The sequence below is a fragment of the Lentzea guizhouensis genome, from assembly GCF_001701025.1.
In the GTDB taxonomy this organism is placed as follows: domain Bacteria; phylum Actinomycetota; class Actinomycetes; order Mycobacteriales; family Pseudonocardiaceae; genus Lentzea; species Lentzea guizhouensis.
Map to the genome: position 1 here is coordinate 1280316 of NZ_CP016793.1, position 26600 is coordinate 1306915.

The 26600-nt window shown below is 69.8% G+C and carries 28 protein-coding genes and 2 pseudogenes; 10 read left to right on the forward strand and 20 right to left on the reverse strand.

The features are described 5' to 3' along the window. Window positions 1-3: 3 nt before the first annotated feature. From BBK82_RS06560 to BBK82_RS06590, 8 genes and pseudogenes are all read right to left on the reverse strand, one after another. Window positions 4-1956, reverse strand: a complete 1953-nt coding sequence (locus tag BBK82_RS06560) for a tetratricopeptide repeat protein (protein ID WP_065914204.1) — start codon at window positions 1954-1956, stop codon at window positions 4-6. Next, window positions 1869-2969, reverse strand: coding sequence for a BTAD domain-containing putative transcriptional regulator (locus tag BBK82_RS55980; RefSeq protein ID WP_154697112.1), 1101 nt, complete (start codon window positions 2967-2969; stop codon window positions 1869-1871). Before BBK82_RS55980 ends, BBK82_RS06560 begins: the two co-directional genes overlap by 88 nt. Then, window positions 2960-3547: a nitroreductase family protein gene (locus BBK82_RS06570; protein WP_065914206.1), complete on the reverse strand. Its 588-nt coding sequence runs from the start codon at window positions 3545-3547 to the stop codon at window positions 2960-2962. The genes BBK82_RS55980 and BBK82_RS06570 overlap by 10 nt, the downstream gene beginning before the upstream one ends. A 167-nt stretch (window positions 3548-3714) precedes the next feature. Then, the gene (locus tag BBK82_RS06575; RefSeq protein ID WP_065914207.1) at window positions 3715-4344 is read right to left on the reverse strand and encodes a DUF742 domain-containing protein; all 630 of its coding nucleotides are present in this window, start codon (window positions 4342-4344) and stop codon (window positions 3715-3717) included. Next, window positions 4341-4739 carry a roadblock/LC7 domain-containing protein gene (locus tag BBK82_RS06580; protein ID WP_065914208.1) on the reverse strand — a complete coding sequence of 133 codons (399 nt, stop codon included), beginning with the start codon at window positions 4737-4739 and terminating at the stop codon, window positions 4341-4343. The genes BBK82_RS06575 and BBK82_RS06580 overlap by 4 nt, the downstream gene beginning before the upstream one ends. Then, window positions 4736-6832 carry a sensor histidine kinase gene (locus BBK82_RS06585; RefSeq protein WP_065914209.1) on the reverse strand — a complete coding sequence of 699 codons (2097 nt, stop codon included), beginning with the start codon at window positions 6830-6832 and terminating at the stop codon, window positions 4736-4738. The genes BBK82_RS06580 and BBK82_RS06585 overlap by 4 nt, the downstream gene beginning before the upstream one ends. Window positions 6833-6836: 4 nt before the next feature. Beyond that, entirely contained in the window at window positions 6837-6962 is a 126-nt protein-coding gene (locus BBK82_RS55715) for an MFS transporter small subunit (protein WP_257785434.1), read from the reverse strand. Between the two features lie 158 nt (window positions 6963-7120). Continuing rightward, window positions 7121-8443, reverse strand: a pseudogene (locus tag BBK82_RS06590) (OFA family MFS transporter); the annotation flags it as partial. Between the two features lie 160 nt (window positions 8444-8603). Here BBK82_RS06590 and BBK82_RS06595 point away from each other — a divergent pair. Further along, the gene (locus BBK82_RS06595) at window positions 8604-9125 is read left to right on the forward strand and encodes a DUF485 domain-containing protein (RefSeq protein ID WP_237048050.1); all 522 of its coding nucleotides are present in this window, start codon (window positions 8604-8606) and stop codon (window positions 9123-9125) included. Between the two features lie 3 nt (window positions 9126-9128). After that, on the forward strand, window positions 9129-10709 hold the full coding sequence (locus tag BBK82_RS06600; protein ID WP_065914211.1) for a solute symporter family protein: 1581 nt from the start codon (window positions 9129-9131) through the stop codon (window positions 10707-10709). A 59-nt stretch (window positions 10710-10768) separates the two neighbouring features. Here BBK82_RS06600 and BBK82_RS06605 read toward each other — a convergent pair whose 3' ends face one another. From BBK82_RS06605 to BBK82_RS56625, 4 genes and pseudogenes are all read right to left on the reverse strand, one after another. Next, window positions 10769-11416 (reverse strand): response regulator, encoded by a 648-nt coding sequence (locus BBK82_RS06605; RefSeq protein WP_065920859.1) that lies wholly within the window; start codon window positions 11414-11416, stop codon window positions 10769-10771. Continuing rightward, entirely contained in the window at window positions 11413-12882 is a 1470-nt protein-coding gene (locus BBK82_RS06610) for a sensor histidine kinase (protein WP_170067876.1), read from the reverse strand. Before BBK82_RS06610 ends, BBK82_RS06605 begins: the two co-directional genes overlap by 4 nt. 8 nt (window positions 12883-12890) lie before the next feature. Continuing rightward, window positions 12891-13382: a phosphatase PAP2 family protein gene (locus tag BBK82_RS06615; protein ID WP_237048051.1), complete on the reverse strand. Its 492-nt coding sequence runs from the start codon at window positions 13380-13382 to the stop codon at window positions 12891-12893. 107 nt (window positions 13383-13489) lie between these two features. Continuing rightward, window positions 13490-14151, reverse strand: a pseudogene (locus BBK82_RS56625) (DinB family protein). Between BBK82_RS56625 and BBK82_RS06625 the strand changes: the two are divergent. The 3 genes from BBK82_RS06625 to BBK82_RS06635 all read left to right on the forward strand — a co-directional run bounded on the left by BBK82_RS06625 (window position 14074) and on the right by BBK82_RS06635 (window position 16007). After that, window positions 14074-15039, forward strand: coding sequence for a prenyltransferase/squalene oxidase repeat-containing protein (locus BBK82_RS06625; RefSeq protein WP_065914215.1), 966 nt, complete (start codon window positions 14074-14076; stop codon window positions 15037-15039). The pseudogene BBK82_RS56625 and the gene BBK82_RS06625 overlap by 78 nt on opposite strands. Window positions 15040-15147: 108 nt before the next feature. Then, window positions 15148-15342, forward strand: a complete 195-nt coding sequence (locus tag BBK82_RS06630) for a hypothetical protein (RefSeq protein ID WP_154697113.1) — start codon at window positions 15148-15150, stop codon at window positions 15340-15342. A 146-nt stretch (window positions 15343-15488) separates the two neighbouring features. Next, window positions 15489-16007, forward strand: a complete 519-nt coding sequence (locus tag BBK82_RS06635; protein ID WP_065914217.1) for a DinB family protein — start codon at window positions 15489-15491, stop codon at window positions 16005-16007. 27 nt (window positions 16008-16034) lie between these two features. On the opposite strand, the gene BBK82_RS06640 is transcribed toward BBK82_RS06635, so the two are convergent. Next, window positions 16035-16934, reverse strand: coding sequence for an SMP-30/gluconolactonase/LRE family protein (locus BBK82_RS06640; protein WP_065914218.1), 900 nt, complete (start codon window positions 16932-16934; stop codon window positions 16035-16037). 69 nt (window positions 16935-17003) lie between these two features. Here BBK82_RS06640 and BBK82_RS06645 point away from each other — a divergent pair, with 69 nt between their 5' ends. Next, entirely contained in the window at window positions 17004-17447 is a 444-nt protein-coding gene (locus BBK82_RS06645; RefSeq protein WP_237048052.1) for an Lrp/AsnC family transcriptional regulator, read from the forward strand. Here BBK82_RS06645 and BBK82_RS06650 read toward each other — a convergent pair. Further along, the gene (locus BBK82_RS06650) at window positions 17444-19024 is read right to left on the reverse strand and encodes a sulfatase-like hydrolase/transferase (protein ID WP_065914220.1); all 1581 of its coding nucleotides are present in this window, start codon (window positions 19022-19024) and stop codon (window positions 17444-17446) included. The two genes, BBK82_RS06645 and BBK82_RS06650, sit on opposite strands and share 4 nt — an antisense overlap. A gap of 238 nt (window positions 19025-19262) precedes the next feature. Between BBK82_RS06650 and BBK82_RS06655 the strand changes: the two genes are divergently transcribed. Then, a complete protein-coding gene (locus BBK82_RS06655; protein ID WP_065914221.1) occupies window positions 19263-19925 on the forward strand; it encodes a RibD family protein in 663 nt (220 codons plus the stop codon). Here BBK82_RS06655 and BBK82_RS06660 read toward each other — a convergent pair. Both BBK82_RS06660 and BBK82_RS06665 read right to left on the reverse strand, forming a co-directional pair. Then, window positions 19906-20307 carry a DoxX family protein gene (locus BBK82_RS06660; RefSeq protein WP_065914222.1) on the reverse strand — a complete coding sequence of 134 codons (402 nt, stop codon included), beginning with the start codon at window positions 20305-20307 and terminating at the stop codon, window positions 19906-19908. The genes BBK82_RS06655 and BBK82_RS06660 overlap by 20 nt on opposite strands. Continuing rightward, window positions 20300-21085, reverse strand: coding sequence for a CDP-alcohol phosphatidyltransferase family protein (locus tag BBK82_RS06665; protein ID WP_065914223.1), 786 nt, complete (start codon window positions 21083-21085; stop codon window positions 20300-20302). The genes BBK82_RS06660 and BBK82_RS06665 overlap by 8 nt, the downstream gene beginning before the upstream one ends. Window positions 21086-21117: 32 nt before the next feature. Between BBK82_RS06665 and BBK82_RS06670 the strand changes: the two genes are divergently transcribed. After that, a complete protein-coding gene (locus BBK82_RS06670) occupies window positions 21118-22101 on the forward strand; it encodes a zinc-dependent alcohol dehydrogenase (protein WP_065914224.1) in 984 nt (327 codons plus the stop codon). Further along, window positions 22088-22780 carry a creatininase family protein gene (locus tag BBK82_RS06675; RefSeq protein ID WP_065914225.1) on the forward strand — a complete coding sequence of 231 codons (693 nt, stop codon included), beginning with the start codon at window positions 22088-22090 and terminating at the stop codon, window positions 22778-22780. Before BBK82_RS06670 ends, BBK82_RS06675 begins: the two co-directional genes overlap by 14 nt. Here BBK82_RS06675 and BBK82_RS06680 read toward each other — a convergent pair. The 4 genes from BBK82_RS06680 to BBK82_RS06695 are packed head-to-tail and all read right to left on the reverse strand — an operon-like array spanning window position 22694 to window position 25791. Then, window positions 22694-23656, reverse strand: a complete 963-nt coding sequence (locus BBK82_RS06680; protein ID WP_065914226.1) for a lysylphosphatidylglycerol synthase transmembrane domain-containing protein — start codon at window positions 23654-23656, stop codon at window positions 22694-22696. The two genes, BBK82_RS06675 and BBK82_RS06680, sit on opposite strands and share 87 nt — an antisense overlap. Further along, the gene (locus BBK82_RS06685; RefSeq protein ID WP_065914227.1) at window positions 23656-24435 is read right to left on the reverse strand and encodes a class I SAM-dependent methyltransferase; all 780 of its coding nucleotides are present in this window, start codon (window positions 24433-24435) and stop codon (window positions 23656-23658) included. Before BBK82_RS06685 ends, BBK82_RS06680 begins: the two co-directional genes overlap by 1 nt. Further along, the gene (locus tag BBK82_RS06690) at window positions 24432-25403 is read right to left on the reverse strand and encodes a glycosyltransferase family 4 protein (protein ID WP_335618050.1); all 972 of its coding nucleotides are present in this window, start codon (window positions 25401-25403) and stop codon (window positions 24432-24434) included. Before BBK82_RS06690 ends, BBK82_RS06685 begins: the two co-directional genes overlap by 4 nt. Beyond that, window positions 25381-25791, reverse strand: a complete 411-nt coding sequence (locus tag BBK82_RS06695; RefSeq protein WP_065914229.1) for a 6-pyruvoyl trahydropterin synthase family protein — start codon at window positions 25789-25791, stop codon at window positions 25381-25383. Before BBK82_RS06695 ends, BBK82_RS06690 begins: the two co-directional genes overlap by 23 nt. 75 nt (window positions 25792-25866) lie before the next feature. Between BBK82_RS06695 and ribA the strand changes: the two genes are divergently transcribed. Next, entirely contained in the window at window positions 25867-26517 is a 651-nt protein-coding gene (gene ribA, locus BBK82_RS06700) for a GTP cyclohydrolase II (protein WP_237048053.1), read from the forward strand. Window positions 26518-26600: the final 83 nt, after the last annotated feature.

Genomic DNA, 26600 nt, shown 5'->3' on the forward strand with positions numbered 1-26600 from the left:
CCGTCACGACGCTGGTGCTGCTGGGACTGACGTTGTAGCGGCGGCTTCGGCGGTGGCCGCGTCGAGGACCCGGCGGGCGACGGCCTTCGCCCGCCGGTTCGCCTCGCCACCGACGTACCGCACCGCCGCCTCGCCGTAGCGCACCGCCTGCGCGGTGTCGCCGAGCCGCAGGTGCAACCGGGACAGCTGGCCCAGCAGCCTGCCCTCGCGGAAGCGAGGGCCGACCTCGCGCACCAGGGCGAGGCACCGCTCGGCGTGGCTCAGGGCCTCGACCGGCCGCCCCTCCAGCTCGGCCGCGATCGTCAGCGCGATGAGCACCGTGATCAGGCCCGTCCGGTCGTCGACCTCCTCCATCGCCGCGAGCATGCCCGCGGTGTCCGGCTGCCGGGTGGCCTGCCGGCTCAGCCGCAGACTTCCCCGCAGCACCTCGCCGGCGCGGTCCCACTCGCCCATCTCGTAGATCATGTACCCGAAGTCGGCCGCGGCGAGGGCCTCCCCGCGCTGGTCACCCGCCTCGCGGTAGAGCCGCAGGGACCGGTCCGCGGCGGCCAGGCACTGCTCGTCCCGGAACTCGTTGTAGTGCACGTAGGCGATGTCGTGCAGGACCATCGCGGACGAGCGGATGTCGTGGTGCGCCCGCAGGAGCGACAACGCCTGTTCCAGGTAGGCGAGCGCGGTCTCGTTCTCCTCCTGCTCCGCGTGCACGATGGCGATGTTCTGCAACGCGTTGGCCTCACCGGTCGGCGCGCCGACCTCGCGCATCAACGCCAGTCCGCGCTGGAAGTGGTCCATCGCCTCGGCGTACTCGGCCCGTTCGCGGGCGAGCATGCCGAGCAGCCCCAGCGTCGAGGCCTCGCCGCGCAGGTCACCGATCTGCCTCATGAGTCCGAGCGCTTCCTCCAGGTGGCGCACGGCGTCGGGGGCGCTGCCGTCGACCAGGTACGCGGAACCGAGGCCCCGCAGTGCTTCCGCGCGCGCCTTGAGGTCACCGAGCTGGCGCGCGGCGGCGAGTCCGACCCGTTCCAGCTCGAGCCGTTCCCGCGCGGACCCGCGCATCAGCAGGAAGTAGCCGAGGTGGTGCGGCAGCTGCCAGGCGTACCGGTAGTGGCCCTGGTAGGCGGCCTGGAAGACCACCGCCCTGAGGTTGCGGCGCTCGGCCTCCAGCCATGCCAGCGCCTGCGCCGGGGTGGCGAACACCGGCGGGTCGACCGGGGTGTGCGTGAGCTCGTGGTGGATCCGCGGCCGGCCGGGGGCGAGGCGGTACCCGGCGGTGGCGGCGCCGTTCAGGTAGTGGTCGAGGACGCGGACCACCGCCTCCTCGCGCTCGTCCTCCGCCACGCTCGCCTTCGCGTGGTCGGCGAGCAGGTCGTGGAACCGGTAGCGGCCGTTCTCCTGCTGCTGCACCAGGTGCGCGTCGAGCAACGCGTCCAGCAACCGTTCCGCCGCCGCCCTCGTGGTGCCGAGCACGGCCGCAGCGAGGCAGGCGTCCCAGTCGTCGCCGGTGTGCAGCCCCAGCAACCGGAACAACCGCTGCTGCTCGGCCGTGAGCTGCTGGTAGCTCACCGCGAACGCCTTCGCGACGCTGCGCTCCCCCGCTTCGAGCTCGCCGAGCCGCTGCTCGGCGAGCCTGCGCCCGAGGTCCTGCGCGGTCCACGCCGGCCGCGTCCGCCACCGCGCGCCCACGATCCGCACCGCGAGCGGCAGGAACCCGCACAACTCGACGATCTCGCGCAGCGCCCGCGGGTCCTGCCGGGCCCGCGGCCCGACGATGCCGGTCAGCAGGTCCAGCGCGTCCCGCTCCGGCAGCACGTCCAACGAGATCGTGCGCGCCACGTCCAGGTCCACCAACCGGCGCCGGCTCGTGACGATCACCATCCCGCTGCCCGGCAGCAACGGCCGCACCTGCGCCGCACTGCCCGCGTTGTCCAGCACCACCAACGCCCTGCGGTGCGCCATCTCGGCCCGGTACAACGCCGCCGCGCGTCCAGCTCGTCCGGGACGTCCTTCGCGGGCACCCCGAGCGCCGTCAGCAACGCGAACAGCGCGTCCGCCGGCGTCCGCGGCTCCACCCCCTCGGTGTAGGAGTGCAGGTCCACGAATAGCTGCGCGTCCGGGAACCGCTCCTTGAGCCGGTGCGCCGCCCGCACCGCGAGCGTGGTCTTCCCGATCCCCGCCATGCCGTCGATGGCCGTGATCGCCACCGTCCCCGCCGGCACCGCCGCCAGCACCTCGTCCAGATCGGCCTGCCTCCCGGCGAAGTCCGCGATGTCCCCCGGCAGGTCGTTGCGCGCCCTGGGCCGGTTGTCCGCCCGCAGCACCTCCTGGTGCGCCAGCTGCAGCTCCCTGCCGGGATCGACGCCCAGCTCCTCGGCGAGCTTGCGCCGCACGTCCTCGTAGGCCTGCAACGCCTCCGCCTGCCGCCCCGCGTGGTGCAACGCCCGCACGAGCTGAGCCCACATCCGTTCCCGCGCCGGGTGCTGCCGGGTGAGCGTCCGCAGCTCCCCCACCACCTGCTCGTGCCGGCCGCCCCGCAGGTCCTCCTCGACCCGAGCCTCCAGCACCGCCAGGTACGTCTCCGTCAACGCGGGCCCGTGGTCACGTTCCAGCCGATCACTGCCGATGTCCGCGAAGGGCCGCCCTCGCCAGAGCCCCAAGGCCTCCTCGGCCCCCACCCGCCCGAACAGGTGCACGTCCACCTCATCAGGCGCGACGTCGATCAGGTACCCACCGGCCCGCGTCAGAACGAGCTCCGGCACCCCGAGGTCCTCCCTCAGCCGCCCCACGGTCGTCTGCAACGCGTTCCGCGTCCCACCGACGAGCTCCACGAGCTCGTCAACCCCGACAACCTCCCGCGCCTTCACCAACAGCGCCGCCAGCACCACCCGCCGCTTACCCGCCGGCACGCGGACGTGACGCCCGTCGAGCACCACGTCCAACGGCCCGAGCAACCGGAAGAACCTCACTCCCACTGCCCCCAGCGCACAACCTCCTCAAAGGCCGCCCGCCTCCGCCGCAACGGCGAGGCCCCTTCCGAGATCTCACTCTCCGCCGGGTGCCCGATCGCAATGGCCCCGATCGGCTCATGCGTCTCCGGCACCCCGAACTCCGCCCGGAACGCGTCCCACGACTCCCGCGGCATCCCGAAGAACACCGCCCCCAGCCCCTCGTCGACCACGGTCTGCAGGATCAGCAACGCCGCCATGCCGGTGTCGATGTGCCAGTACGGCACCGGCCAGTGCTCCTCACTGCGGTCCGTCCACCCCTTGTCGGCCTGCGCATACCGGTCCAGGTAGGTGTCCTTGACCGACATCGGCACCACCACCACGGGCGCCGCCTTCGTCTCGTCGGAGGCCCACACCTGGAACTTGTCCCGGTACCGCTGCAACGGCTCCCCCTGCAACACCAGGAACCCCTGCCCCTGCGAGAACCCCGCCGACGGCCCACGCACCGCATTGCGCATGATCCGCCGCACGCTCTCGTCACTGACCGGCTCATCAGTGAACTTCCGCACCATCCGCCGCTTGCGCACGACGTCCTGAAACTCCACGGCACCTCCCCACAGATACGCCCGGACCCCGACCGTAACGCACCCAGCCCGCTCCTGATCGAGCCGAAAAGCCCGCGATTCGAGCCGTGGAGGGCTTCTTCGGGAGTGTCGGGGTCTGGGGCAGAGCCCCAGGAACAGCCCGCGCCCAGCGCGCCCTCAAGGGCGGGCTACAACCGCCTCAACCCCGCCAACACCCGCTCCATCAAATCCCCATCCGGCCGCTCATCCCCATAAGACGACGCAGTCCGGTGCACATCGATCAACCCATGCCCCGCCATGTCCCCCAGCAACACCCGAGTCACCCCCAACGGCAACCCGCGCAACGCCGCAATCTCCGCAACAGACCGCGGCTGCGAACACAAAGCCAGCACTTCCTGGTGCTCCGGCCGCACCGCGCTGCCCGACCGCTCGTTGACCGAGACCAGCGTCTCGATCTCCAGATGCACCTCGGACGTCGTCCGCCCACCGGTCCACGCATACGCCCGCACGATCGACGCCGACTCGATCGACGGCAACGGCGGCACGGCCTCGAACGCCGTCGTGGCGTACGGGTCAGGCTGCGCGTACAGGTCCGGCCGGCCGAACGGGTCGGGCCGCGGGATGGAACCGGTCGGCCCGAACGGGTCCGGCCGCGCGAACGAGCCCGTCTGGGCCGGCGAGTCCGGTTCGGCAGCCGGTTCCGCGACCGGCTGCTCCTTCTTCGCCTTGCGCCCCCGTTTCCGGATCCGGTCGCTGTCCAGGCTGAACCCGCTGATCAGGTCACCGAAGTTGACCTGCTGATCGTCGGACTCCCTCATGCGAGCTCAGCCCGCAGCTCCGGCGTGAGCATCTGACCCACCTGCCGCACGACGACCGTCATCTCGTAGGCCACCTGCGCCACGTCGCAACCGGCGGAGGCGAGCACCGCGAGGACGGAGCCGTCGCTGATCGACATCAGCAGCATGACGCCGCGGTCCATCTGGACGACCGTGCGCACCACGGCCTCGCCCGCGAAGCACTGCGAGGCGGAGGCGGCCAGCGAGACGATTCCGGCGACGATCGCGGCGAACTGCTCGGCCGACTCCGGTGGGAGCTTCGACGACGAGACCAGCACCAGGCCGTCGGCGGAGATCACCACCGCGTGCTCGATGCCGGGTGTGCGTTCGGTGAAGTTGGTGACCAGCCAGCCGAACTGGTCCACCTGCGTGCTCATCGACTCTCCTGCCGGTCGGGAAGGCCCTTCTGCACACCGCGCTGGAAGGCGTCGAGGAATCCTCGTGCCGACTCAGGCGTCTGGCGTGCGGGGGGCTGCGGGGGGCTGGCGGCTGCTGCTGCGGCGAACCAGGACGTGTGTTGTCCCGGCACGCGCATGGTCATCGTCTGCTCCTCGATCGCCTCCCCGCGGAAAGACTCCCAGGACTCTTCCCGTCGTGGTGCCAGTTCGGCCGGAACCAACACGATCGCGCGAGTCCCCTTGCCTTGTTGCGCGTCGAGACGTACCACGATCTGGTGGCGCGCCGCGAGCCTGCCCACGACGAAAAGTCCCATTTCGCGGAACACCTGCACGTCTGCGCCCTCACCGGCGGCCTCCAGGCGGCCGTTGACGGCGGCCAGCGCGTCGGGGTCGATGCCGATGCCGCGGTCGACGACGTCGATCTGCACGATGTCACCGGCCTCGATGGAGGCGCTGATCTCCACCTGGGACTGCGGGGGCGAGAAGGCCGTGGCGTTGTCGAGGAGCTCGGCGAGCAGGCGGACGAGGTCGCTGGCCACGTAGCCGACGACCTCCGCGCTGGGCGCGGTGTGCACCTGGACCCGCTGGTACTGCTCGATCTCCGCGGCCGCCGCGCGCAGCACGTCGGTCAGCGGGATCGGGCGGGTGAAGCGCCTGGCCACGTCGCCGCCGGAGAGCACCATCAGGTTCTCGTTGTTGCGGCGCATGCGGGTGGCCAGGTGGTCGAGCTTGAACAGGTTCGCGAGCTGCTCCGGGTCCTCCTCGAACTTCTCCAGCTCCTCCATCAGCTTGAGCTGGCGTTCGACGAGGCTCTGGCTGCGCCGCGAGAGGTTCACGAAGATGTTGCGCATGTTCGCGCGCAGGCCCGCCTGTTCGACGAGCGAGAGGACGGCCTGCTGGTGCACCGCGTCGAACGCCCGCGCCACCTGGCCGACCTCCTCGGTCGTGTGCACCGGCACCGGTTCGACCTCGGTGCTGCCGCGCCCGGTCGCCACCATCGCCGGCAGCTTCTCCCAGGCCACGTCCAGTGCGGAGCGGCGCAGGGCGCCGAGCGAGCGCAGCAGGTGGCGGCCGACGACGAACCCGATGGTGCCGGCCAGGACGAGGCTCGCGAACAGCAGCGCGGACGCGGCACCGGCGGCGTCGCTGGTCTCGTCGCGCAACCGGTTCACGGTGTCGCGCAGGTCGGTCTGCAGGCCCCGCACGACGCCGTCGAGCGAGCCGGCGACCGCACCGGAGGCCTTGGTCCAGTCCGCCGCTGCGATCGGCAACGGCCTGGGCCTGCTGCCGTTCGCGGACGCCGAGTCCGAGGTCGGGTGCAGCAGTGCGGCGCTCAGCATCTTGCGGTGCGACTCGATGTCGGGGCCGTTGAAGCCCTGCCAGTACGAGTTGAGCTGCTCCGGCGTCGCGAGCGCGGCGAACTGGCCCGCGATGTAGCTGAGCTTGACGTTCGACTCGACCAGCGACCGCACCTCGGCCTGCGCGAGCAGCCCGCGGGTGAGCCCGGACAGCACGACCGACTGCTGGTAGAGGACCTCCTCCTGCACGTGCAACGCGTGGTGCAGGCCCATCGCGGTCTTGGACAGCGCCGCGTCACCGAAGTCGCTCGCCAGCACCTCGTCGACGTCGAGCATCGACTCGGTGAGCGAGGTGTACTCCTTGACGGCGGCCGGCACGTCCGCGGTCTGCTCGCGCAACGCGGGCAAGCGGCCGATCTTGGCGTGGACGTCGTTCATGCGGGCGGTGACGACCTCGCTGAGCGAGGCCTTCTCGATCGCCACGCGCAACGTCTCGCGGGCGGCATCGGTGCGGCGGACCTGCTCCTGCAGGAGCTGCGGGCCGGCGCCTTCCGCGACGACCCGCCGTTCCGCCTGGACGCCCTCGACCACCGGGATCAGCGCGGTGCGGACCTTCTCCAGCCGCTGCAACGCGGCGTAGGAGTCGGCCCGCTCCATGTGGGACTGGATCTGGAGAACACCCGAGACCACCGCGATGGTGACCGGAACGATCAGCACCGCGGCGAGCTTCACGGGCAGGCGCCAGTTGCGCCAGTTGACCAGCGTGGTGAACATCGGCTCAGACGAAGAGCTTCGCCGCGTTCAGGAAGAGCCGGTACAGGCCGTAGGCGAGCGGGACGCCCACCCACAGCCACGCGCCGACCAGCAACGGCAGCTGCGACTTCCGCTCCTGGGCAGAGCTCACGTCAGCGCTCGCTTCGGGGCTCACTTCTGCACCACGCCTTCCGACTTGTCCGCGTCTTCTGCCTCGTCGGCAGCGGTCTGCGCGGCCTCGGCCTCGTTCCACCTGGCGACCGTCGCCTCGTCGTCCGACCTCGGTTCCGGCGATCCGGTTCCGGTCTCGGACTTCGGCTCGTGGAACTTCGGGTCGACCGGACGGATCAACTCGTTCGCCACGAAACCAACGACCAGCAGGGCGATCATGATGTAGAACGACGTCGCGTACAAGTCCGGTCCGGTGTGACCGGCCTTCTTGCCCGCGTCCGCGATGGCGTTGACGATCAGCGGCCCGAGCACGCCGGCCACCGACCACGCGGTCAGCAGACGACCGTGGATCGCGCCGACCTGGTAGGTGCCGAACAGGTCGCGCAGGTAGGCCGGAACGGTCGCGAAGCCCGCGCCGTAGAACGACAGGATCACCATCGCGCCGATCACGAACAGCGGCACACTGGTCGAGCCGAACATCAGCAGCAGCAGGTACAGCAGCGCGCCGACGCCCAGGTAGAGGCGGTAGATGTTCTTGCGCCCCACCAGGTCCGAGGTGGACGACCAGACGATGCGGCCCGCCATGTTCGCGGCGGAGAGCAGCGCGACGAAACCGGTGGCCGCGGCCGTGGCGACCGGCGTGGACGACTCCTTGAAGAAGTCGACCAGCATCGGCGCGGCCTTCTCCAGGATGCCGATGCCCGCGGTGACGTTGAAGCACAGCACGACCCAGAGCAGCCAGAACTGCGGGGTCTTGATCGCGTTGTTGGCGGAGACGTTGTGCGCGACCGAAGCCTTCGGCCTGTCCTTGGCGAGCGCCGCCTTGGCCGCCTCGAACTCCTTGGAGGGCAGGCGGATCAGCAGCACGCCGACGGTCATGAAGACCGCGTAGGCGATGCCGTGGACGAGGAACGCCTTGCCGATGCCCGAGGTCGAGGTGGCGCCGAACGCGGTCAGCATCGAGGTCGACCACGGCGACGCGATCAACGCACCGCCGCCGAAGCCCATGATCGCGATGCCGGTGGCCATGCCCGGCCGGTCGGGAAACCACTTGATCAGCGTGGACACCGGCGAGATGTAGCCGATGCCGAGGCCGATGCCGCCGACGAGGCCGTACCCGAGCACGACGACCCAGTACTGGCCCGCCCACACACCGGCGGCCGAGATCAGCAGGCCGGAGCAGAAGCAGACGAGCGACATGAACATCGCCCACCGCGGCCCGCGGCGCTCCACGGTCGTGCCCAGCACGGCGGCCGAGAGGCCCAGCATCACGATGCCGAGCTGGAAGGGCAGCGCGCTCTGCGTTCCGGTGATGCCCAGGGATTTCTCCAGCGGCGTCTTGAAGACGCTCCAGGCGTAGGCCTGACCAATGGAGAGATGAATCGCCAAGGCCGCGGGCGGAACGAGCCAGCGGTTCCATCCGGGAGGCGCGACCGTGCGTTCGCGCGCTAAGAACCCCACTTTATCCCCAACCGTCACAAAAACGCGGACCGGACGATCCTAGGCCAGCCGCACACGTGCGACAACGGTCAGGACCTGTCGTTGTGCTGTTGCGCATCTCGCAACTCGCAGGCCTTGAACCTGAAGATCATCCCTGGTCAACCATTTGAGACGAATGCACGTGTCCGATTTCGGCCAGTTCCCGGCACCTGAGCTGCCTGCGGAGACGTTGACTGGACACGTGCGGACGCTAGAGTGTGCCCGCACGCAGGAGGGGCGGGGATCGATGACCAAGGCGATGCGGTCGCCTGGCGAAACGCAGCACGGACAACCGGAAATACGGGGATTCGCGTCGTTCGACGACCCCGAGGTCTTGTCGTACGTCGATTCGAACGGCAAGCCGAACTACGCGCTCATTCAACAGAGCGACGAATTCCGGGCCTTGCGCCGCCGGCTCACGACGTTCATCTTCCCGATGACCGTTTTGTTCCTCACGTCGTACCTGACGTTCGTGCTGCTGTCCGCGTATGCGAAGAACTTCGTCAGCACGAAGGTGATCGGCGTGATCAACCTCGGGATCCTGCTGGGACTCGGGCAGTTCGTCGTGTCCATCGTCATCACGCTCTCCTACGCGCGTTACGCCAAACGGAGGCTGGACCCGCAGCGCAAGCTGCTCGCCGAGAAGACCGGCGTCGAGGAGTAAGGCATGCCCACCACCGGCAACCCGGTGCTGAACCTCAGCGTCTTCGCGGTGTTCGTCCTGATCACCCTCTACATCGTCTACCGCGCCTCGAGCCGGAACGTGACGGCGTCGGACTACTACGCCGCGGGCAGCTCGTTCACCGGCGCCCAGAACGGCGTGGCGCTCTCCGGCGACTTCCTGTCCGCCGCGTCGTTCCTCGGCATCTCCGGCGGCATCGCGGCGCACGGCTACGACGGCTTCCTGTACTCGGTCGGCTGGGTCGTGGCGTGGCTGGTCGGCCTGCTGCTGATCGCGGAGGGCCTGCGCAACACCGGCCGCTTCACCGTGGGCGACGTGCTGGCGTTCCGGATGAAGCAGCGCCCGGTCCGCGCGGCCGCCGCGAACGCGACCCTGGTGATCTCGTTCTTCTACATGATCGCGCAGATGGCGGGCGCCGGCGGCCTGATCGCGTTGCTGCTCAACGTGTCCTCGAAGTGGGGCCAGGCCCTGCTGATCGCGGTCGTCGGCATGGTGATGGTGCTCTACGTGCTGGTCGGCGGCATGAAGGGCACGACCTGGGTGCAGATCATCAAGGCCGTCCTGCTGCTGCTCTGCGTGACGCTGATGAGCATCTTCCTGCTCGGCAAGTTCGGCTTCAGCCTGTCCGCGATCATGGAGCAGGCCACCGAGAACAACGAGCTCGGCACGGCCGTGCTCGACCCCGGCGCGAAGTACGGCTTCAGCTCGATGTCCAAACTGGACTTCGTCTCGCTGGCGCTGTCGCTGGTGCTGGGCATCGCCTCGCTGCCGCACGTGCTGATGCGCTTCTACACCGTGCCGAACGCCGCGGAGGCCCGCCGGTCGGTCGTGTGGGCGACCTGGACGATGGTCATCTTCTACCTGTGCACGCTGGTGATCGGCTTCGGCGCGATGGCGCTGGTGGGCACGGACAAGATCGCCGCGGCACCGGGCGGCGAGAACTCGGCGGCGCCGCTGCTCGCGTTCGAGATCGGTGGCGCGGTGCTGCTCGGCATCGTCTCCGCGGTGGCGTTCGCCACGATCCTCGCGGTCGTCGCCGGCCTGACGCTGGCCGCCTCGGCCTCGTTCGCCCACGACGTCTACGCGAACGTGATCAAGCGCGGCAACGCGGAACCCCGCCGCGAGATCAAGGTCGCCCGCCTCACCGCCGTCGTGGTCGGTGTGCTGTCGATCATCGGCGGCATCGCGGCGAACGGCCAGAACGTGGCGTTCCTGGTGTCGCTGGCACTGGCGCTGGCGGCGTCGGCGAACCTGTCGACGATCCTCTACACGATCTTCTGGCGGCGCTTCAACACCACCGGCACGCTGTGGAGCATCTACGGCGGCCTCGGCTCGTGCCTGGTGCTGATCATCTTCTCGCCGGTGATGTCGGGCTCGCGGACGTCGATCTTCCCGGACGTCGACTTCGCGTGGTTCCCGCTGGGCAACCCCGGGCTGGTGTCGATCCCGTTCTCGTTCCTGTGCGGGTTCCTGGCGACGATCTTCTCGAAGCGCGAGCCGGAGATGGCGGACAAGGCGGCGGAGATGGAAGTGCGGGCGATCTCGGGCATCGGCGTCCGCACCTGACCCTCGGGGCGTCTGCAAGTACTACCAACCACGAAGTTGGTGGTACTTGCAGACGCCGTTCAGGCGGGGATGATGCCGGACTCGTGGGCGATGATGGCGGCCTGCACGCGGTTGCGGACGCCCAACTGCCGGAAGATCGTGCTCACGTACACCTTCACGGTGCCCTCGACGACGTGCAGGCGCGCCGCGATCTCGGCGTTGGACAGGCCGGCGCCGACGAGTCCGAGCACCTCGCGTTCGCGGGCCGTGAGGACATCGATCCGTTGCTGTGCCTGCGGCCGTGGGCGGGCGCGAGAGAGTTGGTCGACGACGCGCTTGGCCACCAGTGGGGACAGGTACGCGCCGCCGCCCGCGACCGCGCGGACGCCGGAGATGATCTCCTGCGGGTCGCCGGTCTTCAGCACGAACCCCGCCGCGCCCTCCCCCAGCGCCCTGCTGATGTAGGCGTCGTCGGCGAACGTGGTCAGCACCAGCGTCTGCGTGCCCGGATGGCACTCGCGGATCACCTTGGCCGCGTCCAGGCCGTCGAACACCGGCATGCGGATGTCCAGCACGGCGACGTCGGGGCGGTGGCGGGCGACCAGGTCGATCGCCTCGCTGCCGTTCTCCGCCTCCGCGACCACCTCGACGTCTCCCGCGGTGGCGAGCACGGCCTTCACGCCGAACCTGACCACCGGCTCGTCGTCCGCGAGCACGACCCTGATCAACCGCTCCTCCTGGCCAGCCACTGCTTGGACACGAGCCGATCATCCCGGAAGCACAGCTGGTGCAGGTCGTGCCGGGCGCCGTCGAACGGGTTGGCGTGCGTGCTGTAGTAGCGGCACTCGGCGCTTGGCGGCGCGGTGACGCCGAGCGGGTTGTCGACGCGGGTGCGCAGCGGCAGGTCCATGTCGTCCTCGTGCTGCCCGGGTTGTGCCCGTTCGAACTGTTGCAGGGTGAGAACGGACGTCACCGCGTCGAACACCATGTAGCCCGGCACGCCGATCACGATTCCCGCGCACACGGCCGTTGTGATCAGCATGGTCCGGCGCGCGGTCTTGCGGATCTCCTCCTCCGTGCGCTCGCGACGCATGTGCGTGGGCGTGGTGCGGGCCCGTGGGCGTTCCGGGAGCTTGGCCCGGACCTCGAACCCGCCGTCGTCCGTCGGCGCCGCCTCGAACCAGCCGCCCACGAGCGCGACGCGTTCGGCGAGGCCCACCAGACCCTTGCCACTGCCGACCGCCGGGGTCTTCGGGGCGGGGCCGTTCGCGATGCGCAGGTCGAGGTTCGCTGTCAGGGTCACGGTGACCGGCGCGCCGGGTGCGTGCTTGATCACGTTCGTCAGCGCCTCGGCGGTCACGCGGTGCACGGTCCTCGCGATGATGCCGTCGACCGGTTCGGTGCGGTGGTTGGTGAGCTCGACGCGCAGGCCGGACCGGGCGACGACCTCCTCGACGGTCGCGACCGGTTCGTCCTCGTCGGCGCGCAGGACCTGCATGACGTCCGCGAGTCGTTCGGCGGCGGCGGTCACGCTGGCGCGTGCGGTCTTGGCGGCCTCGCGTTGTTGCCGGCTGAGCGTCGGTTCCAGTTCCAGCGCACCGACCAACAGCGCGGCTCTGGCCAGTTCGTGGCCCACGAGGTCGTGCATCTCACCGGCCAGGCGCGCGCGTTCGGCGTCACGGGCGTTGTCGGCGTCGCGTTCCAGCAACGCCGCGTGCTCCCAGCCGACCTCCTGCAGGTCCGCGTACCTCAACCGGAACCGCCCGAACGCCCACGGCACCACGCCCAGGACGCCGATGCCGGAGGTGACGGCGAGCGCGGTGTCCGAGCCGCCGCGTTCGGTCAGCGCCACGACCACACCGGCGATCTCCGCGACGGTCAGGGTGATCGCGCTCGCCCGCGGGTCCCGCGCGTACCGCCCGGCGAAGAAGCTGGTGACCGCGAGCGCCGGTGCCAGCGCCATCACCCCGGTCGCGCTGTCGAGCTCGACCCGCACGAGGTAGCAGACGAGCCACGAGCTGAGCGCCAGCCCCAGCGCCACAGCAGGTCTGCGCCGCACGACCACGAGTGCCACCGCGAACACGACCAGGTAGAGCAGGACCTCCCACTCAGCAAGGCGCCCCGCCCGGGACGTCACGCTCGCCGCCACCACCGGAACCGCCGCGCACACCCACAGGACCAGCCTCAGCCACACGGGCCTCATCATCGCAGCCGGCTCATCACCACGGTCGGCGCGTCGGCGTTGCCGAGCTGCTTCGGCTGAAGCTTCTTCTTCACCAGCACCGCGACCCCCCACGACACCAAGGCTCCGAGCGCCAGTCCGGCCAGCACGTCGTGTACATAGTGGACACCCACGACGACCCGTGACGCGGCCGCCGCGAGCGCGCAGACCGCCGCCACCCAGCCCAAGGTCCGGTGCAGCGCCCAGATCGCCATCGCCGACGCACCCGCGATCACCGAGTGGTTGCTGGGGAACGACCAGTCCCCCGGCTCCGGGCACTCGGCGAGCGAAGGCCTGGTGCGACAGGGCCTTTCCTCCTGCACGACCAGCTTCACGACCTCACTCGTCGCATACGCCACCACCACACCGGCCCCGCCGAGGAACGCTCGCAACCGGAACTGGAACCACAGGAACGCGAACATCAAAGCGAACACACCCAGCACCGCGTCGGTGCCCACAGTCAGCCAAGTCACCCAGCCGAACCTACGAACCGCCGCCTTCGCGCGCCTCTGCCGATCGGAACCGGTTCGGGCTTACTTTCGACAAGGTGCGCACCTGCGAGGCGGAGCGGTTCCGGCTGTCAGCGCGCCTCCGCGGCCATCTGTTCGACCAGGTCGTAGAACTCCGGCGGGTTGCCGGCACCGTTGCGGCCGTCGATGAGCTCCCTGACGACGTCGCAATGGCCCGCGTGCTGCGCGGTCTCCGCCACCACGCGGGCCAGCAGGTGCCCGAACGTGGTCCGCCGCTTGTGCTCGGCCCACCAGGACACCTCACCCGGCGCGTCCAGCGGCAGCGTGGCGATCGAGGAGTCCGAGTGCCGCCAGGCCATGCGGTAGAGGTCGAGCAGGTACTCGCGGCTCTCGCTCGGCTTGGCCCACATGTCGGCGTTGTCCCAGATCGAGCCGTCCTCGACCCACGGCAACGTGACCGGCGCCGGGCGGCCCACGCAGTCACCGAGGTAGCCGAGCTCGATGCCAGGTGCTTGACCAGACCGAGCAGGTTGGTGCCGCTGGGCACGAGCGGGCGGCGGACGTCGTACTCGCTCAGTCCGTCCAATGAGGACACCACGGAGTCGCGCGCCTCCTGGAGGTGGTGGCGCAGGTCATCGGCAATCATCCCGCGACCATAACGGCGAGGTCCGACAGTTTCGTTAGCCTCGGGTCCATGCAGAGACTCATCGTCGCCGCCGTCGTCGGCGCCACTCTCCTCACCTCCGTCCCCGCGCACGCCGGCACCGCCCATCGGGTCGACGCCGCCGCCGGGTGGCTCGCGAGACAGATGGCCGGCGGTGAGCGGCTGGAGACCGAGTTCGGTGGCGTGAAGTACCCGGACCAGGGCCTGACCATCGACGCCATCTTCGCCTTCGCGGCGGCGAAGGACGCCGACGACTACGCCGACCGTGCCATCGCATGGCTGGCGAAGCCCGAGATCGCCGACGCCTACCTCGGCACGGACGGCGAGTCGTACGCCGGTGCGCACGCCAAGCTCGCCGTCGCCGCACGGGTGAAGGGCCAGAACCCGCGCGCGTTCGCCGGACGTGACCTGGTCGCCGGCCTCAAGGCGCTGCAGGCGCCGTCCGGCCGCTACACCGACCGCTCGCAGTTCGGTGACTTCTCCAACGCCTTCACGCAGTCGTACGCGGTGTTCGCCCTGAAGGACACCAAGGCGGCCTCGTACCTCGCGGGCAGCCAGTGCCCCGACGGGGGCTTCCCGGTCACGTTCGAGACCTCGCCGTGCGTCAGCGACGTCGACGCCACCGCGATCGTGGTCCAGGCCCTGCGCACCGCCGGTCGGCCGACGGGACGCGCCGTGACGTGGCTGGAGTCGAAGCAGCAGGCCGACGGCGGGTTCCCGAGCGCGCAGGCGGGTTCGAACGCCAACAGCACGGGCCTGGCCGCCCAGGTGCTGCGCGGTGAGCGCGCGGCCAAGGCCCGCGACTACCTGAGGTCGTTGCAGGTCGGATGTGACGCACCGGTCGCGGACCGGGGTGCGGTCGCGTTCGACGCGGCCGGTTTCGACCCGGCGACCGCGACCCGTGCGACCGCGCAGGCCGTGCTCGGGCTGACCCACGCGAACGTCGCGACGCTGCGCGGTGGTGGCCGGGACGGTGCGCCCGCACTGCGCTGCTGACCCCGGGACGAGCCGTGTAGACGACCGCGCCAACTCGTTCGAGATCTCCTGATCACTCCGATCGTGGCCTGACGTTTGTCCGACCGGCTCGCCGGAAACCACGAGGGCATGACTGAACCCCAGCAGTTCACCACGCCCGAGGGTGGCGGCGAGCCGGTCGACACCGAGCCGGACGCGGTGGCGGTCGCAGCCGGCGAGGGTGCGTACGTCACCGCCGCCGAGGAGACCGCGATGCACATCGAGGAGACCGAGGAGGGCGGCGGACGGGTCGACCGGCCCGACGACGGGTACCTGGACCGGTGAGTCACGCAGGGTGACTCCAGGTCATCGCGATCTCGCTCGAATCTCGCTCAAGTCCCGCTTGAGCGGCCGTTCGTCTAGGACACAAGCTGACCTCAAGTGGTCCTAGAGTCCTTCATGTCGGGACAAACGAGCGAAGGACACAAGCGATGACCACCACCGAGATCCTCACCGGCGAGCGCGCGGACCTGCTCGAGACCCTGCGGCAGCACCGCTGGTTCCTGACCTTCACGGCGCAGGGCCTCACCGACGAGCAGGCCGCGTCCAGCCCGACGGCCAGCGCGCTGTGCATCGGCGGGCTCATCAAGCACGTCGCGTCGGTCGAGGAGAGCTGGGTCCGGTTCATCGAGCAGGGCACGTCGGCGATGGAGACCGACCCCGAGTCGACGGACTACGAGAACCACGCCGCGAACTTCCGGATGGAGCCGGGCGAGACGCTCGCCGGCATCATCGAGCGGTACAACGAGATCGCGGCCTACACCGACAAGCTCGTCGAGACCGTCGACATGGACCTCTCGCACCCGCTGCCGGCCGCGCCGTGGTTCCCCGAGGGCAAGACCTGGTCGGCGCGCCGGGTGTTCGTGCACATCGTCGCCGAGACCTCGCAGCACGCGGGCCACGCGGACATCATCCGCGAGACGATCGACGGCCAGAAGACGATGGGCTGAGACCGGAACCCTGGGCCTGGGGGCCGCCTACCGACGGGGCGGCCCCGAGAAGTTCACCCGCAGCGTGTACACCGAGCTCGACGCGGTGATGAACAGGTCGTTGTTGCGCGGCCCGCCGAACGTCAGGTTGGAGCACACCTCGGGGATCCGCAGCTTGCCGATCCGCGTGCCGTCCGGCGCGAAGCAGTGCAGGCCGTCGTGCGCGGCGGCCCAGACCCGCCCGGCCTCGTCGACGCGGAGGCCGTCGAACCCGCCGGCGTCGCTGGTCACGAAGACCTCACCACCACGCAAAGTCCCGCCGTCGACCTCGAACACCCTGATGTGGCTCGGGTTCTGCCGGGTGTCGGCGAGGTAGAGCAACGAGCCGTCCAGCGAGAACGCCAGCCCGTTCGGCCGCGAGAAGTCGTCGGCCACGACCGTGACGGACCCGTCGACCGGGTCGGCGCGGTAGACGTGACACGCACCGATCTCGCTCTCGGCCCGGTGCCCCTCGTAGTCGCTGTCGATCCCGTAGCTGGGGTCGGTGAACCAGATCGCGCCGTCCGCCGACTCGACGACGTCGTTGGGGCTGTTGAACCTCTTGCCCCGGTAGGTCTCGGCGAGCACTGTGGTCGAGCCGTCGTGCTCGGTGCGGGTCACCCGGCGGTTGCCCTGTTCGCAGCTGATGAGCCGGCCTTGGCGGTCAACCGTGTGCCCGTTGTGGAACCCGGCCGGTTCGCGGAAGACGCCGACCGCGCCGGTGCACTCGTCCCAGCGCAGCACCCGGTCGTTCGGGATGTCGCTGAACACCAGGTAGCGGCCGGCGGGGAAGTAGGCGGGCCCCTCGGTCCAGCGGCAGCCGGTGTGCAGCCGGTGGACCCACTCGTCGCCGTTGACGCGGGCGAACCGGTCGTCCAGAACGACGAAGTCCGCTTTGACCTTGTCCATGTCCTACCCCAGATCGTTGAACGAAGTCCTGTCTCTAGCATCGAACGCCGAACCTGATACGGTCAACCGGTGGATGACGTAGATCGCATGTTGCTCGCGGAGCTGCAGCGCGACGCGACCCAGGCGTACGCCGCGCTCGGCAAGGCCGTCGGGCTGTCCGCGGGTGCCGCGCACGAACGGGTCCGCAAGCTGCGCGACCAGGGCGTCATCCGGCGCACGACCGTGGACGTCGACCCGGCGGCCGTCGGTCGCGGTGTGATGGCGTACGTGCTGGTCGAGGCCAACGCGTGGATGGGCGACGCGCCGACCCGCGAGGCGTTGGAGGCACTGCCGGAGGTTGTGGAGGCACACGTCATCGCGGGCCCGGCGGCGTTGCTCGTGAAGGTGCGCACGCCGACCACCGAAGAGCTGCAGGCGTCACTGCGCAGGCTGTACGGCGTCGACGGCGTGACCGGGACGCAGACGATCGTGGTGCTGGAGTCGTTCTTCGAACGGCCCGTCGACCCCGGTTAGGGCTTCGGCGGTGAGAACGCCGACAGGAACTGGTCGCGGAAGTCGCTCATCCGCGACACCGGCGCGGACGCCCCCGGCTTGAGCCCGTCGTCCCACTTCCAGCCCTCGATCCGGTGCAGCACAGCCGGATCCTTGGCCACGACGGTGATCGGCACGTCCTTCGAGGCACCCTCGCCGGTCACCATCTGCGCCGGCTGGTGGTCGCCGAGGAACACGAAGACCAGGTTCTCGTCGCCGTACCGTTCGAGGTACGACATGACCGACTCCAGCGAGTAGGACACCGAGTGCGCGTAGTCGGCGCGCACCGCGGCCGGGTCGCGGCCGAAGATGGACTCCGGCGGGTCGTTCGAGGCGGGCATGGTCGCGTAGATCGAGCCGTCGCCGAGCTCGTCCCAGTCGACGAAGTCGGGCGTGGGCGACCACGGCGCGTGCGAGGACACCATCGGGATCGCGGCCATGACGGGGCCGTGCTGTTTCGCGCGTTCGTTGCGTTGGAACGACTCCAGCGTGAACTGGTCGGGTGTCGTCGCGTAACCGAACCGCGGGCCGGCGTAGCCGAGGTCCTGCGCGGCGTAGATCTCGTCGTAGTGGAAGAAGTCGCCCTCCGGCCACGCCTGCGTGATGCCGGGCACGACCCCGACCGAACGCCACGACGCCTCGCGGAACGCGCGCGGCAGCGTGAGCCGGTCGCTCGCCACGAGGTTGCGGTAGCGCTGCTGGTTGTCGATCCACAGGCCGGACAACAAGGTCGCCTGCGCCATCCAGCTGCCGCCGCCGGCCGTCGGTGAGGTCAGGTACGCCGACTTCGCCGCGTAGCCGCGTGCCTTCAGCCGGGCGTCGCCGTCCGCGAGCTTCGCGGCCACGTCCGGCATCTCCAGCGCCGACTTGCCGTAGCTCTCCACGAACGTGAACACGACGTCCTTGCCCTGCAACGCCGACAGCAGCCCCGGATGCCCGCGGAACGCGTCGACCGAGGCCTCCGCCGCGAACACCTCCTGGTCGCGCAGCCCCGCCTGGAACCGCCGCGCGTGGTCGGCCACCGAGGTCGCCGCCGCGTCGGAGTAGACCGGGATTCCCGGCACGGCAAGGGAAACGCAGGCCACGGCGGCCAGCGCCACGACCCGGACGGTGACCGGGCGCCGTCCCGCCGCGACAGAACCCAGGCGCTGCACCGACACCGCCGCCAGGAACACGATCCCGACGACCAGCGCGACCGTGAGCACCACGGCCAGCACCGAGGCGAAGCGGCCGAACGTCACGTCCACGAAGTCGAGCGCGGGCACCAGCAGCGGCCAGTCGAGCACCAGGTCGAAAGGCCGGTACAGCACCATGTCGAAGCCGATGTCCATGATCTTCACGACCGTGAAGACGCCCAGCGCCACCCCGAGCGCGATGGCGGCAGGCCTGCGGAAGCGGTCCGGCACCGCCACCAGCAGCAGCACGCCGACCAGGCCTTCGAGCGGCACCCGCAGGAACGCCTCGAACGTGAACTTCTCCAGGTCGCTCGGTGCGATGAGCACGAACAACACGAACAGTCCCGCCAGGAGCGTGGCCGTCCGCCGCAACAACGTCTTCACCGAGTTTCCCCTTTCCCTGCCTCATTGGTCAAACGGGCGCGACCCGCAGGCGGTTCAGCTGCATTAGTGGCGTGGCTCGGAACGTTGCCGGGGAATTCGCGGTCAGACGGCCGCATCGTGGTGCCGCCCCCGCGTCCTCGTACTGGATGTACGGGGGCGCGGGGGCGGCACCGCGAGGTGGCCCGCTGAGCGTGAATTACACGCCCACGTTACGAGTCACGCCACTAACATCAGGTGCGTGACCCGCCCGCACGTTCTGCTGAGCGTGGCCGTCAGTCTCGACGGTCACATCGACGACCGCGGCACCGAGAGGTTTCCGCTTTCCAACGCCGAGGACTTCGACCACGTCGACCGGATGCGCGCGGAGTCGGACGCGATTCTGGCCGGGGCCGAGACGTTGCGCCGGGACAACGCGCGCCTGCTCGTCTACAGCGAAGAGCGGCGCGCGCGGAGATCATCGGAGGGCAAACCGGAGTTCCCGTTGCGGGTGACCGTGACCAGGAGTGGCCAGCTGGACCCTGAGCTGCGGTTTTGGCACTGCGGCGGCGAGCGCCTGGTCTACTCGTGCTTGACGCCGACGACGGTCGACCACCTCGCGGAAACCAGGACCTTCACCGATTTCGCAGAAATCCTCGACGATCTGGGCGAACGCGGTGTGCGAAAGCTGATGGTCGAAGGCGGCACGAGCATTCACACGGCGTTCCTGCGGGCGGGGCTGGCCGACGAGATCAGGGTGGCCGTCGCGCCGATGCTGATCGGACAGGCGACGGCCCCGCGTTTCGTGAATCCCGCCGAATTCCCCGGCGGACCGGCTCGCCGGTTCCACCTGGAGGACGTCACGAAAGTCGGGGACGTCGCCGTGCTGCGCTACTTCCCGAAAGTCACTTCCGCACCAGCCTGACCGCCCCGAGGATCTGCTCGCGGCGGTAGACGGCGATCACCAGCGCCCACACCATGAAGACGAGCGGCATGGTCGCGTCGTCGATGCCACCGTTGGTCACGAGGAACATCTCGGTGAGCGCGGCGCCGGCCATGATCCCCGCCAGCGCCAGGGCCGCGAGCCCGCAGATGCGCGGGATCAGCAGTCCGAGCGCGGTGGCGATCTCCAGCACACCGGTGAAGTACCGGAACCACTGGCCGAAGCCGATGTCGTCGAACTTCGCGACGAACTGGTCGGTGAAGAGCGCGTAGCCGTTCATGACGAACTGCACGGCAAGCGCGATCTGCAGGATCCAGACGACGACGTTGCCGATCTTCGCCGCGGTTGAGGTCTGCTCAGGCATGACGGGATCCTCCCACCGCGACCACCGCGTTGCGCCGCAGCCACAGCACATCGCGACCGAACGACCACACCAACGATGCCAGCGCGAGACCAACGACGACAGCGGCGAACGGGATGACACCGGAAGCCGCCACCACGAGGAAGATCCCCTGCACCGCGGCCACGACCTTGCGCGCGTAGCTGGCCGGAAGCGGCGCGTTCAGCCAGCGGAGCTTCCACGACGCGGCGACGAACACGTAGCGCATGAGCCCGATCGCGAGCACCCACGGACCCATGTGCACGGCCACGTACGCGCTCAGCACCAGGATCAGGAACGCGTCGACCTCCATGTCGAACCTCGCCCCCAGCGCGGTCGACGTCCCGGTGCGGCGCGCGACCTGGCCGTCCACCCAGTCCAGCGACAACGCGACCGCCGCCAGCGTCACGACCAGCGCGACCGGCACGTCCTGGCCCGCGCGGTCGGCGACCAGCGCCGTGACCGCGCCGACCAGCAGGCCACGCGCCAGCGTGACCCGGTCAGCGGGACCGAGCGAGGAGATGCGGTGCCGTTGCATGCCGTAGCCGAGGAACGCCCAGGTGGCGAACGCGTAGGCCAGCCCGGCGGCCCACCCGAGCGGCCCGAGCCCCACCGTCAGGGCCACGCCCGCCAGCAGCACGACCTGCACGCCCGCCCACACCCCCGGCTCGAAGGTCACGCGGGACTCCCGCGTGACCTCCAGGGGAACGCGGGGCCCCCGCGTGACAGCGGCGGAGGTGCGGGTGTGCTGAAGTGTGGTCATCGGTGGCCCCTAGTGCGGCGGAGGTGTTGTGAGTGACACGTACGGCGGATGCCTTTTGGCTCAATGAATCCGGAAACGGGGAGGTTCGGCAGGTCACACTGGCCGAGCCCGGTCCGGGTGAGGTCGAGGTGCGCACGCTGTTCTCGGGTGTCAGCCGCGGTACCGAGACGCTCGTCTTCCGCGGTGGGGTGCCGGAGAACCAGTACGCCACCATGCGGGCCCCCTTCCAGGACGGCGACTTCCCGTGGCCGGTCAAGTACGGGTACCTCAACGTGGGCGTCGTCGAACACGGGCCCGAACGACTGCGCGGGCGCACGGTGTTCTGCCTCTATCCACATCAGACTCGGTACGTGGTCCCGGAATCCGCCGTCACCCCCGTGCCGGACGGCGTTCCCGCCGCTCGTGCCGTGCTCGCGGGCACCGTGGAGACGGCCGTGAACGCGGTGTGGGACGCGCGTCCGCTGATCGGCGACCGGATCGCGGTGGTCGGCGGCGGCATGGTCGGGTCGAGCATCGCGGCGGTGCTGGCGACGTTCCCCGGCGCACGGGTCGAACTGGTGGACGCGGATCCGGCGCGTTCGGCCGTCGCCGAGCGGCTGGGGGTCGGGTTCGCGCTGCCTGACCAGGCACTCGACGGCTGTGACCTGGTGTTCCACGCCAGTGCGACGGAGGCCGGGCTCACCACGGCGTTGAACCTGCTCGCGCCGGAGGGCCGGGTGGTCGAGCTGAGCTGGTACGGGGACAAGCGGGTCGCCGTGCCGTTGGGCGAGTTCTTCCACTCGAAGCGGCTCACGATCCGCAGCAGCCAGGTCGGCACGGTCGGCCGCTCGGACCGCTCCTACGCCGAACGCATGGCGCTGGCGCTCGACCTGCTGGCCGACGCCCGGTTCGACGCGTTGATCACCGGTTCCAGTGCGTTCGAGGAGTTGCCCGCCGTCATGCCGAAGCTGGCCGACGGGGAGATTCCGGCGCTGTGCCACCGCATTGACTACGGTCGGGGTCATGTTCCCTCGTGACACCACGGTCGACGTCCGCGACCAGCGCGTGGCCGTGCTCCCGGTCGGCAGCACCGAGCAGCACGGCCCGTTCCTGCCGCTGGCCACGGACGCGGTGATCGCGTGGACCATCGCGTCGGCGCTCGCGGAGGCGTACCCGGTGCGGTTGCTCGCGCCGATCCAGTTCTCCTGCTCGCAGGAGCACGCCGACTGGTCCGGAACCGTCAGCATCTCCGCGCGCACGCTGGTGTCAGTGGTCACGGACATCGCGGAATCGTTGCGGCACAACGGGGTCGAGCACCTCGTGCTGGTGAACGCGCACGGCGGCAACTACGTGCTCTCCAACGTCGTGCAGGAGTCGCGTGGCATGGCGCTCTTCCCCGGTCGCGACGACTGGGCGTTCGCCAGGGCGAAGGCCGGCATCGAGACCTCGGCGTACAGCGACATGCACGCGGGTGAGCTGGAGACCTCGATCCTGCTGCACGCCCACCCCGATCTCGTCCGTCCCGGCTACGACTCCGCTGACCACCTGGCGGAGGACCGGCGGCACATGCTCACCCTGGGTCTGGCGCCGTACACGTCCTCCGGCGTCGTCGGGCGCCCGTCCCTGGCCTCAGCGCACAAGGGCGAGCTCCTGCTCACGGGGCTGGTCGAGTCGTTCCGGCACTACCTCGACCTGTTCGACGGCCTTGCGCCGTGAGGTGAACAGCACGACCGCGCCCGGCAGGCTCGCGATCAACGCGAGCACGCCGTAGACGATGCCGGTGGTGAACCCCTGCTGGGCCCCCAGCCCGGCGGCGCCGAACGCGACCGCGAGGAACGCCTCGCGCGGGCCGAACCCGCCGATGTTCACCGGGATCGCCATCACCAGCAGCGCGACGATGACGACCGGCGCGAGCTGCGTGACGGTGGCGTCCGACCCGGCGGCGCGGGCGGCGACCAGGAACAGCGCGACGTATCCGGCGACCGCACCCGCGGACAGCACGACCACCGCGGGCCAGGTCGTGAACGACAGCAGCCTGATGCCGTCCGCGAGCGTGTTGACCAGGACCTTCTTGATCGGCTTGACGTGCCAGCCGATGACCGCGAGCGCGGCCAGGCAGGCAAGCACGACGGCGACCGTGGTGCCGTCCGGCGCGAAGTCGAGGCCGGGAGCGGGGTGCGTGAGGAACACCGCGACCCCGATCCCGATCAGCACGAACTGGCCGGCGAAGCGCTCGAAGAACACAGCGCGCACACCACGTCCGACGTCACCCGACTCACGCCCGTGGTTCACCGCGCGGTGCACGTCGCCGAGCACGCCCGCAGGCAGAACGGCGTTCACGAGCTGTGCGCGGTAGTAGTCGCTGACCGCGGTCTTCACGGTCAGCGGCAGGCCGAGGCGGCGCGCGACGAGCACCCAGCGACCGGCGCTGAGCAGGGTCGTCGCGAACCCGATCGCCAGTGCGGCGGCGACGGAGAACGCGTCGATCGCGCGCAACCCGTCGAGGAACGCCCCGGTGCCCAGGCGCAGGCCCAGACCCACGAGGATGCCCACCGCCACCAGCAGCCGAAGCCACGGCCAGAAACGCTTCATCACGCAACTCCAGGTAGTGCCAGCAGGTCGACGTGGTGGACCACCGCGGACGCCTCCGACCTGCGGCGCAGGTAGTCGGACGCGTCCGCGGCCAGTGCGGGTTCCTGCTCGACCGCCGCGCCGACCCAGCCCTTCAGCCATTCCCGCTGCAGGGCGTCGGCATTCGTGCGCCAGGGGCTCTGGGCCGTCCGGACCGTCGCCCCCAGTGCCGTGAACGCCTCTTCGGCGGCCTGGGGAGCGTCCGGCCCGAGCAGCCGCCGCCCGTCCACGACGCGCCGCTGGTGGGCGTTGAACGCGTCCTGGAAGGCGGCGTCGAGCGGCTCGGCCGGATCGAACTCGATCCGGCCGGCCACCGAGAGCGTGAACAGAGCGGGCACATGAGCTTCTACGCAGGCAGTGGCCAGAGCGTTCATCTCGTCGGCGGTGAGCAGGTCGAGCAACGCGGAGCAGGTGACCAGGTCGGCGCCCGCGAGGTCGGCGGCGGTGAGCGCGGTGAGGTCACCCTCCCGCGTCTCGGCGGTGACGTTCTCGATCGCGCTCATGCCGGCCTGCGCCAAGCCGAGCAGCCGGGGGTCGCGGTCGTGCAGCACCCAGTGCTGCACACCGCCGAGCCTCCCGGCGAGCCATCGTCCCATCGATCCCGTGCCACAACCGAGGTCACGGATCGTCAGGGTGGTTCGGTTCACCAGAGTTTTCCCGAGCACGTCGACGAGCTCGGTCGAGCGCGCTTGTGCGTCAGCGTTCTCCCGCAGTGCCAGCCATTCGGGGGCGAAGGTCATGGCGGCAGACTAGCCAGCGCCCTTCGCAGGTCCTGTGTGGATTCGTCCCAAGTGGACAAAGTGGCCCGTCGGCGCGCCGCTCTGACCCGGAGCGCGGCACGGAAACGCCGATCTTCGAACCACCGTGTCAGTGCAGCTTCGAACGCGTTTTCGTCGGCCGGCGGGAGGAGCAGGCCCCCGTCCTGGAGCGCGTCCGGGACGGAGCTCGCGATGACCGGCAGACCGTGCGCGAGGGCTTCGGTGACGACCATGCCGTAGGTCTCGTTCCTGCTCGCCAGCACGAACAGGTCGGCGTTGACGTAAGCGCTGGTCAGGGCCTCGCCGACGAGTGGTCCGGGGAAGCTGACGCGGTCGTCTCGCGGGATCTCGCGCAGGAACGGGCTGTGCGGGCCCACGCACGTCAGCCGCCAGTCGTGGTTCGTTCGCTGTAGTGCTCTGACCAGCACGTCCTGGCCTTTGCGCGGTGTGATGGACGCGACGCAGAGGAGGTTCGTCCTGCCGTCCGTGCCGGTGGCCTGCGGCGCTGGGTCCGTGCCCGGTACGACGACGTGGACGTGCTTCAGCCCGTGCCTGGTCTTGATGCCGTGCGCCGCCGTCGGACTGGTCGCGATGACAGCTGCCGCGGCGTGCAGCACCTGCCGTTCTGCGACGTCGAGCTCGTGCGCGGTCACGGGATCGAGACCGGTCTCATCGGCCAACGGCAGGTGCACGAGTACGGCGAGCTTCAACCGCCGTGCGTGCGGCACGACCACTTCGGGCACACCACAGCTCACCAGCCCGTCGAGGAGCACCACCTCCCCGTCCGGAATTCCCGCAAGCGCTTGCCGCAGCGCTCCGGCATCGCTCGGTCGCGGCCAGTCACCAGCGACGGCGATCTGGTGCAGACCACCGCCGACCCTGAGGTCGTAGACGTTGCCGCCGCTGGGACTGCCCGGATCGGCGACGTCAGCCGGCAGTACGAAGTGCACGTTCGTAGCTGGCCCACGCCACATGCGACTCATGAAGTGTGACGGTGATCCCATCGATGCCGTGAGCGCCCTCACCGAGAGCCCCCGCCACGATGGCGTCCGCGAGCTGGTCGGCGATGTGCTTGGCGAGCCACTCCGTCGACGTGTTGATGCCCGCGAACTGCGGTTCTTCGTCGAGGTTGCGGTAGTTGAACGCGGCCAGGACCTTGCCCAGCTCCTGCGTGGCCAGTCCGATGTCGACGACGATGTTGTCCTGGTCGAGCTCAGCCCGTTTGAACGTTGCGTCCACCACGAACGTTGCACCATGCAGACGTTGTGCCGGACCGAAGACCTCGCCGCGGAAACTGTGGGCGATCATCACGTGATCGCGAACGGTGATGCTGAACAGGATGACCTCCGCTGTGCGGCCGGGTTACGGTGCGACGTCAGGCCCGAGCGTAGTTGAACGCCCGGGAGGAACCTGGTGACGAGGGGACCCGAGATGTTCGAACAGGCCTTCAACGAAGAAGACGTGGCGGAGTCCGACCTGGTGACCCGCCGTGGCACCTTCCGCGCAATCGCCTTCCGCGCGGACGGCCACGAACACATGGCACTCGTCTACGGCAAGACGAAGCTGCGCGAGAACGTCCTCGTCCGCATCCACTCCGAGTGCATGACCGGCGACATCTTCGGCGCCATGCGCTGCGAATGCGGCGAGCAACTCGACGCCGCCCTGAACACCATCATCCGCGAGGGCAGCGGCGTGCTCGTCTACCTGCGCGGCCATGAAGGCCGAGGCATCGGTTTGGTGGCAAAGGTCCGCACCCACGTCCTGCAGGACGCCGGCATGGACACCCTCGACTCGGCCACCTCCCTGGGCCTGCCGGTCGACGTCCGCGACTACTCCCCCGCCGCGCGCGTGCTCCGGCACCTGCGCGTCCAGTCCGTGCGCCTGATGTCCAACAACCCGGACAAGATCGCGGCCCTGGAGGACAACGGCATCCCGGTCACCGCACGGGTGCCGCTGCTGATGCCGCCGAACCCGCACAACATCGCGTACCTGACGGCGAAGAGGGACCGGCTGGGGCACGACCTGCCGCAGGTGGACACGTTCACGCTGCCGCACGCCCGCTGACCGCGCACCGAGGTCAAGCGCGCCGATCTTGTCGGTGGTGCTGAGTACGTTGTAACGCAGGGGTTCCCGATCAGGGGGTACCC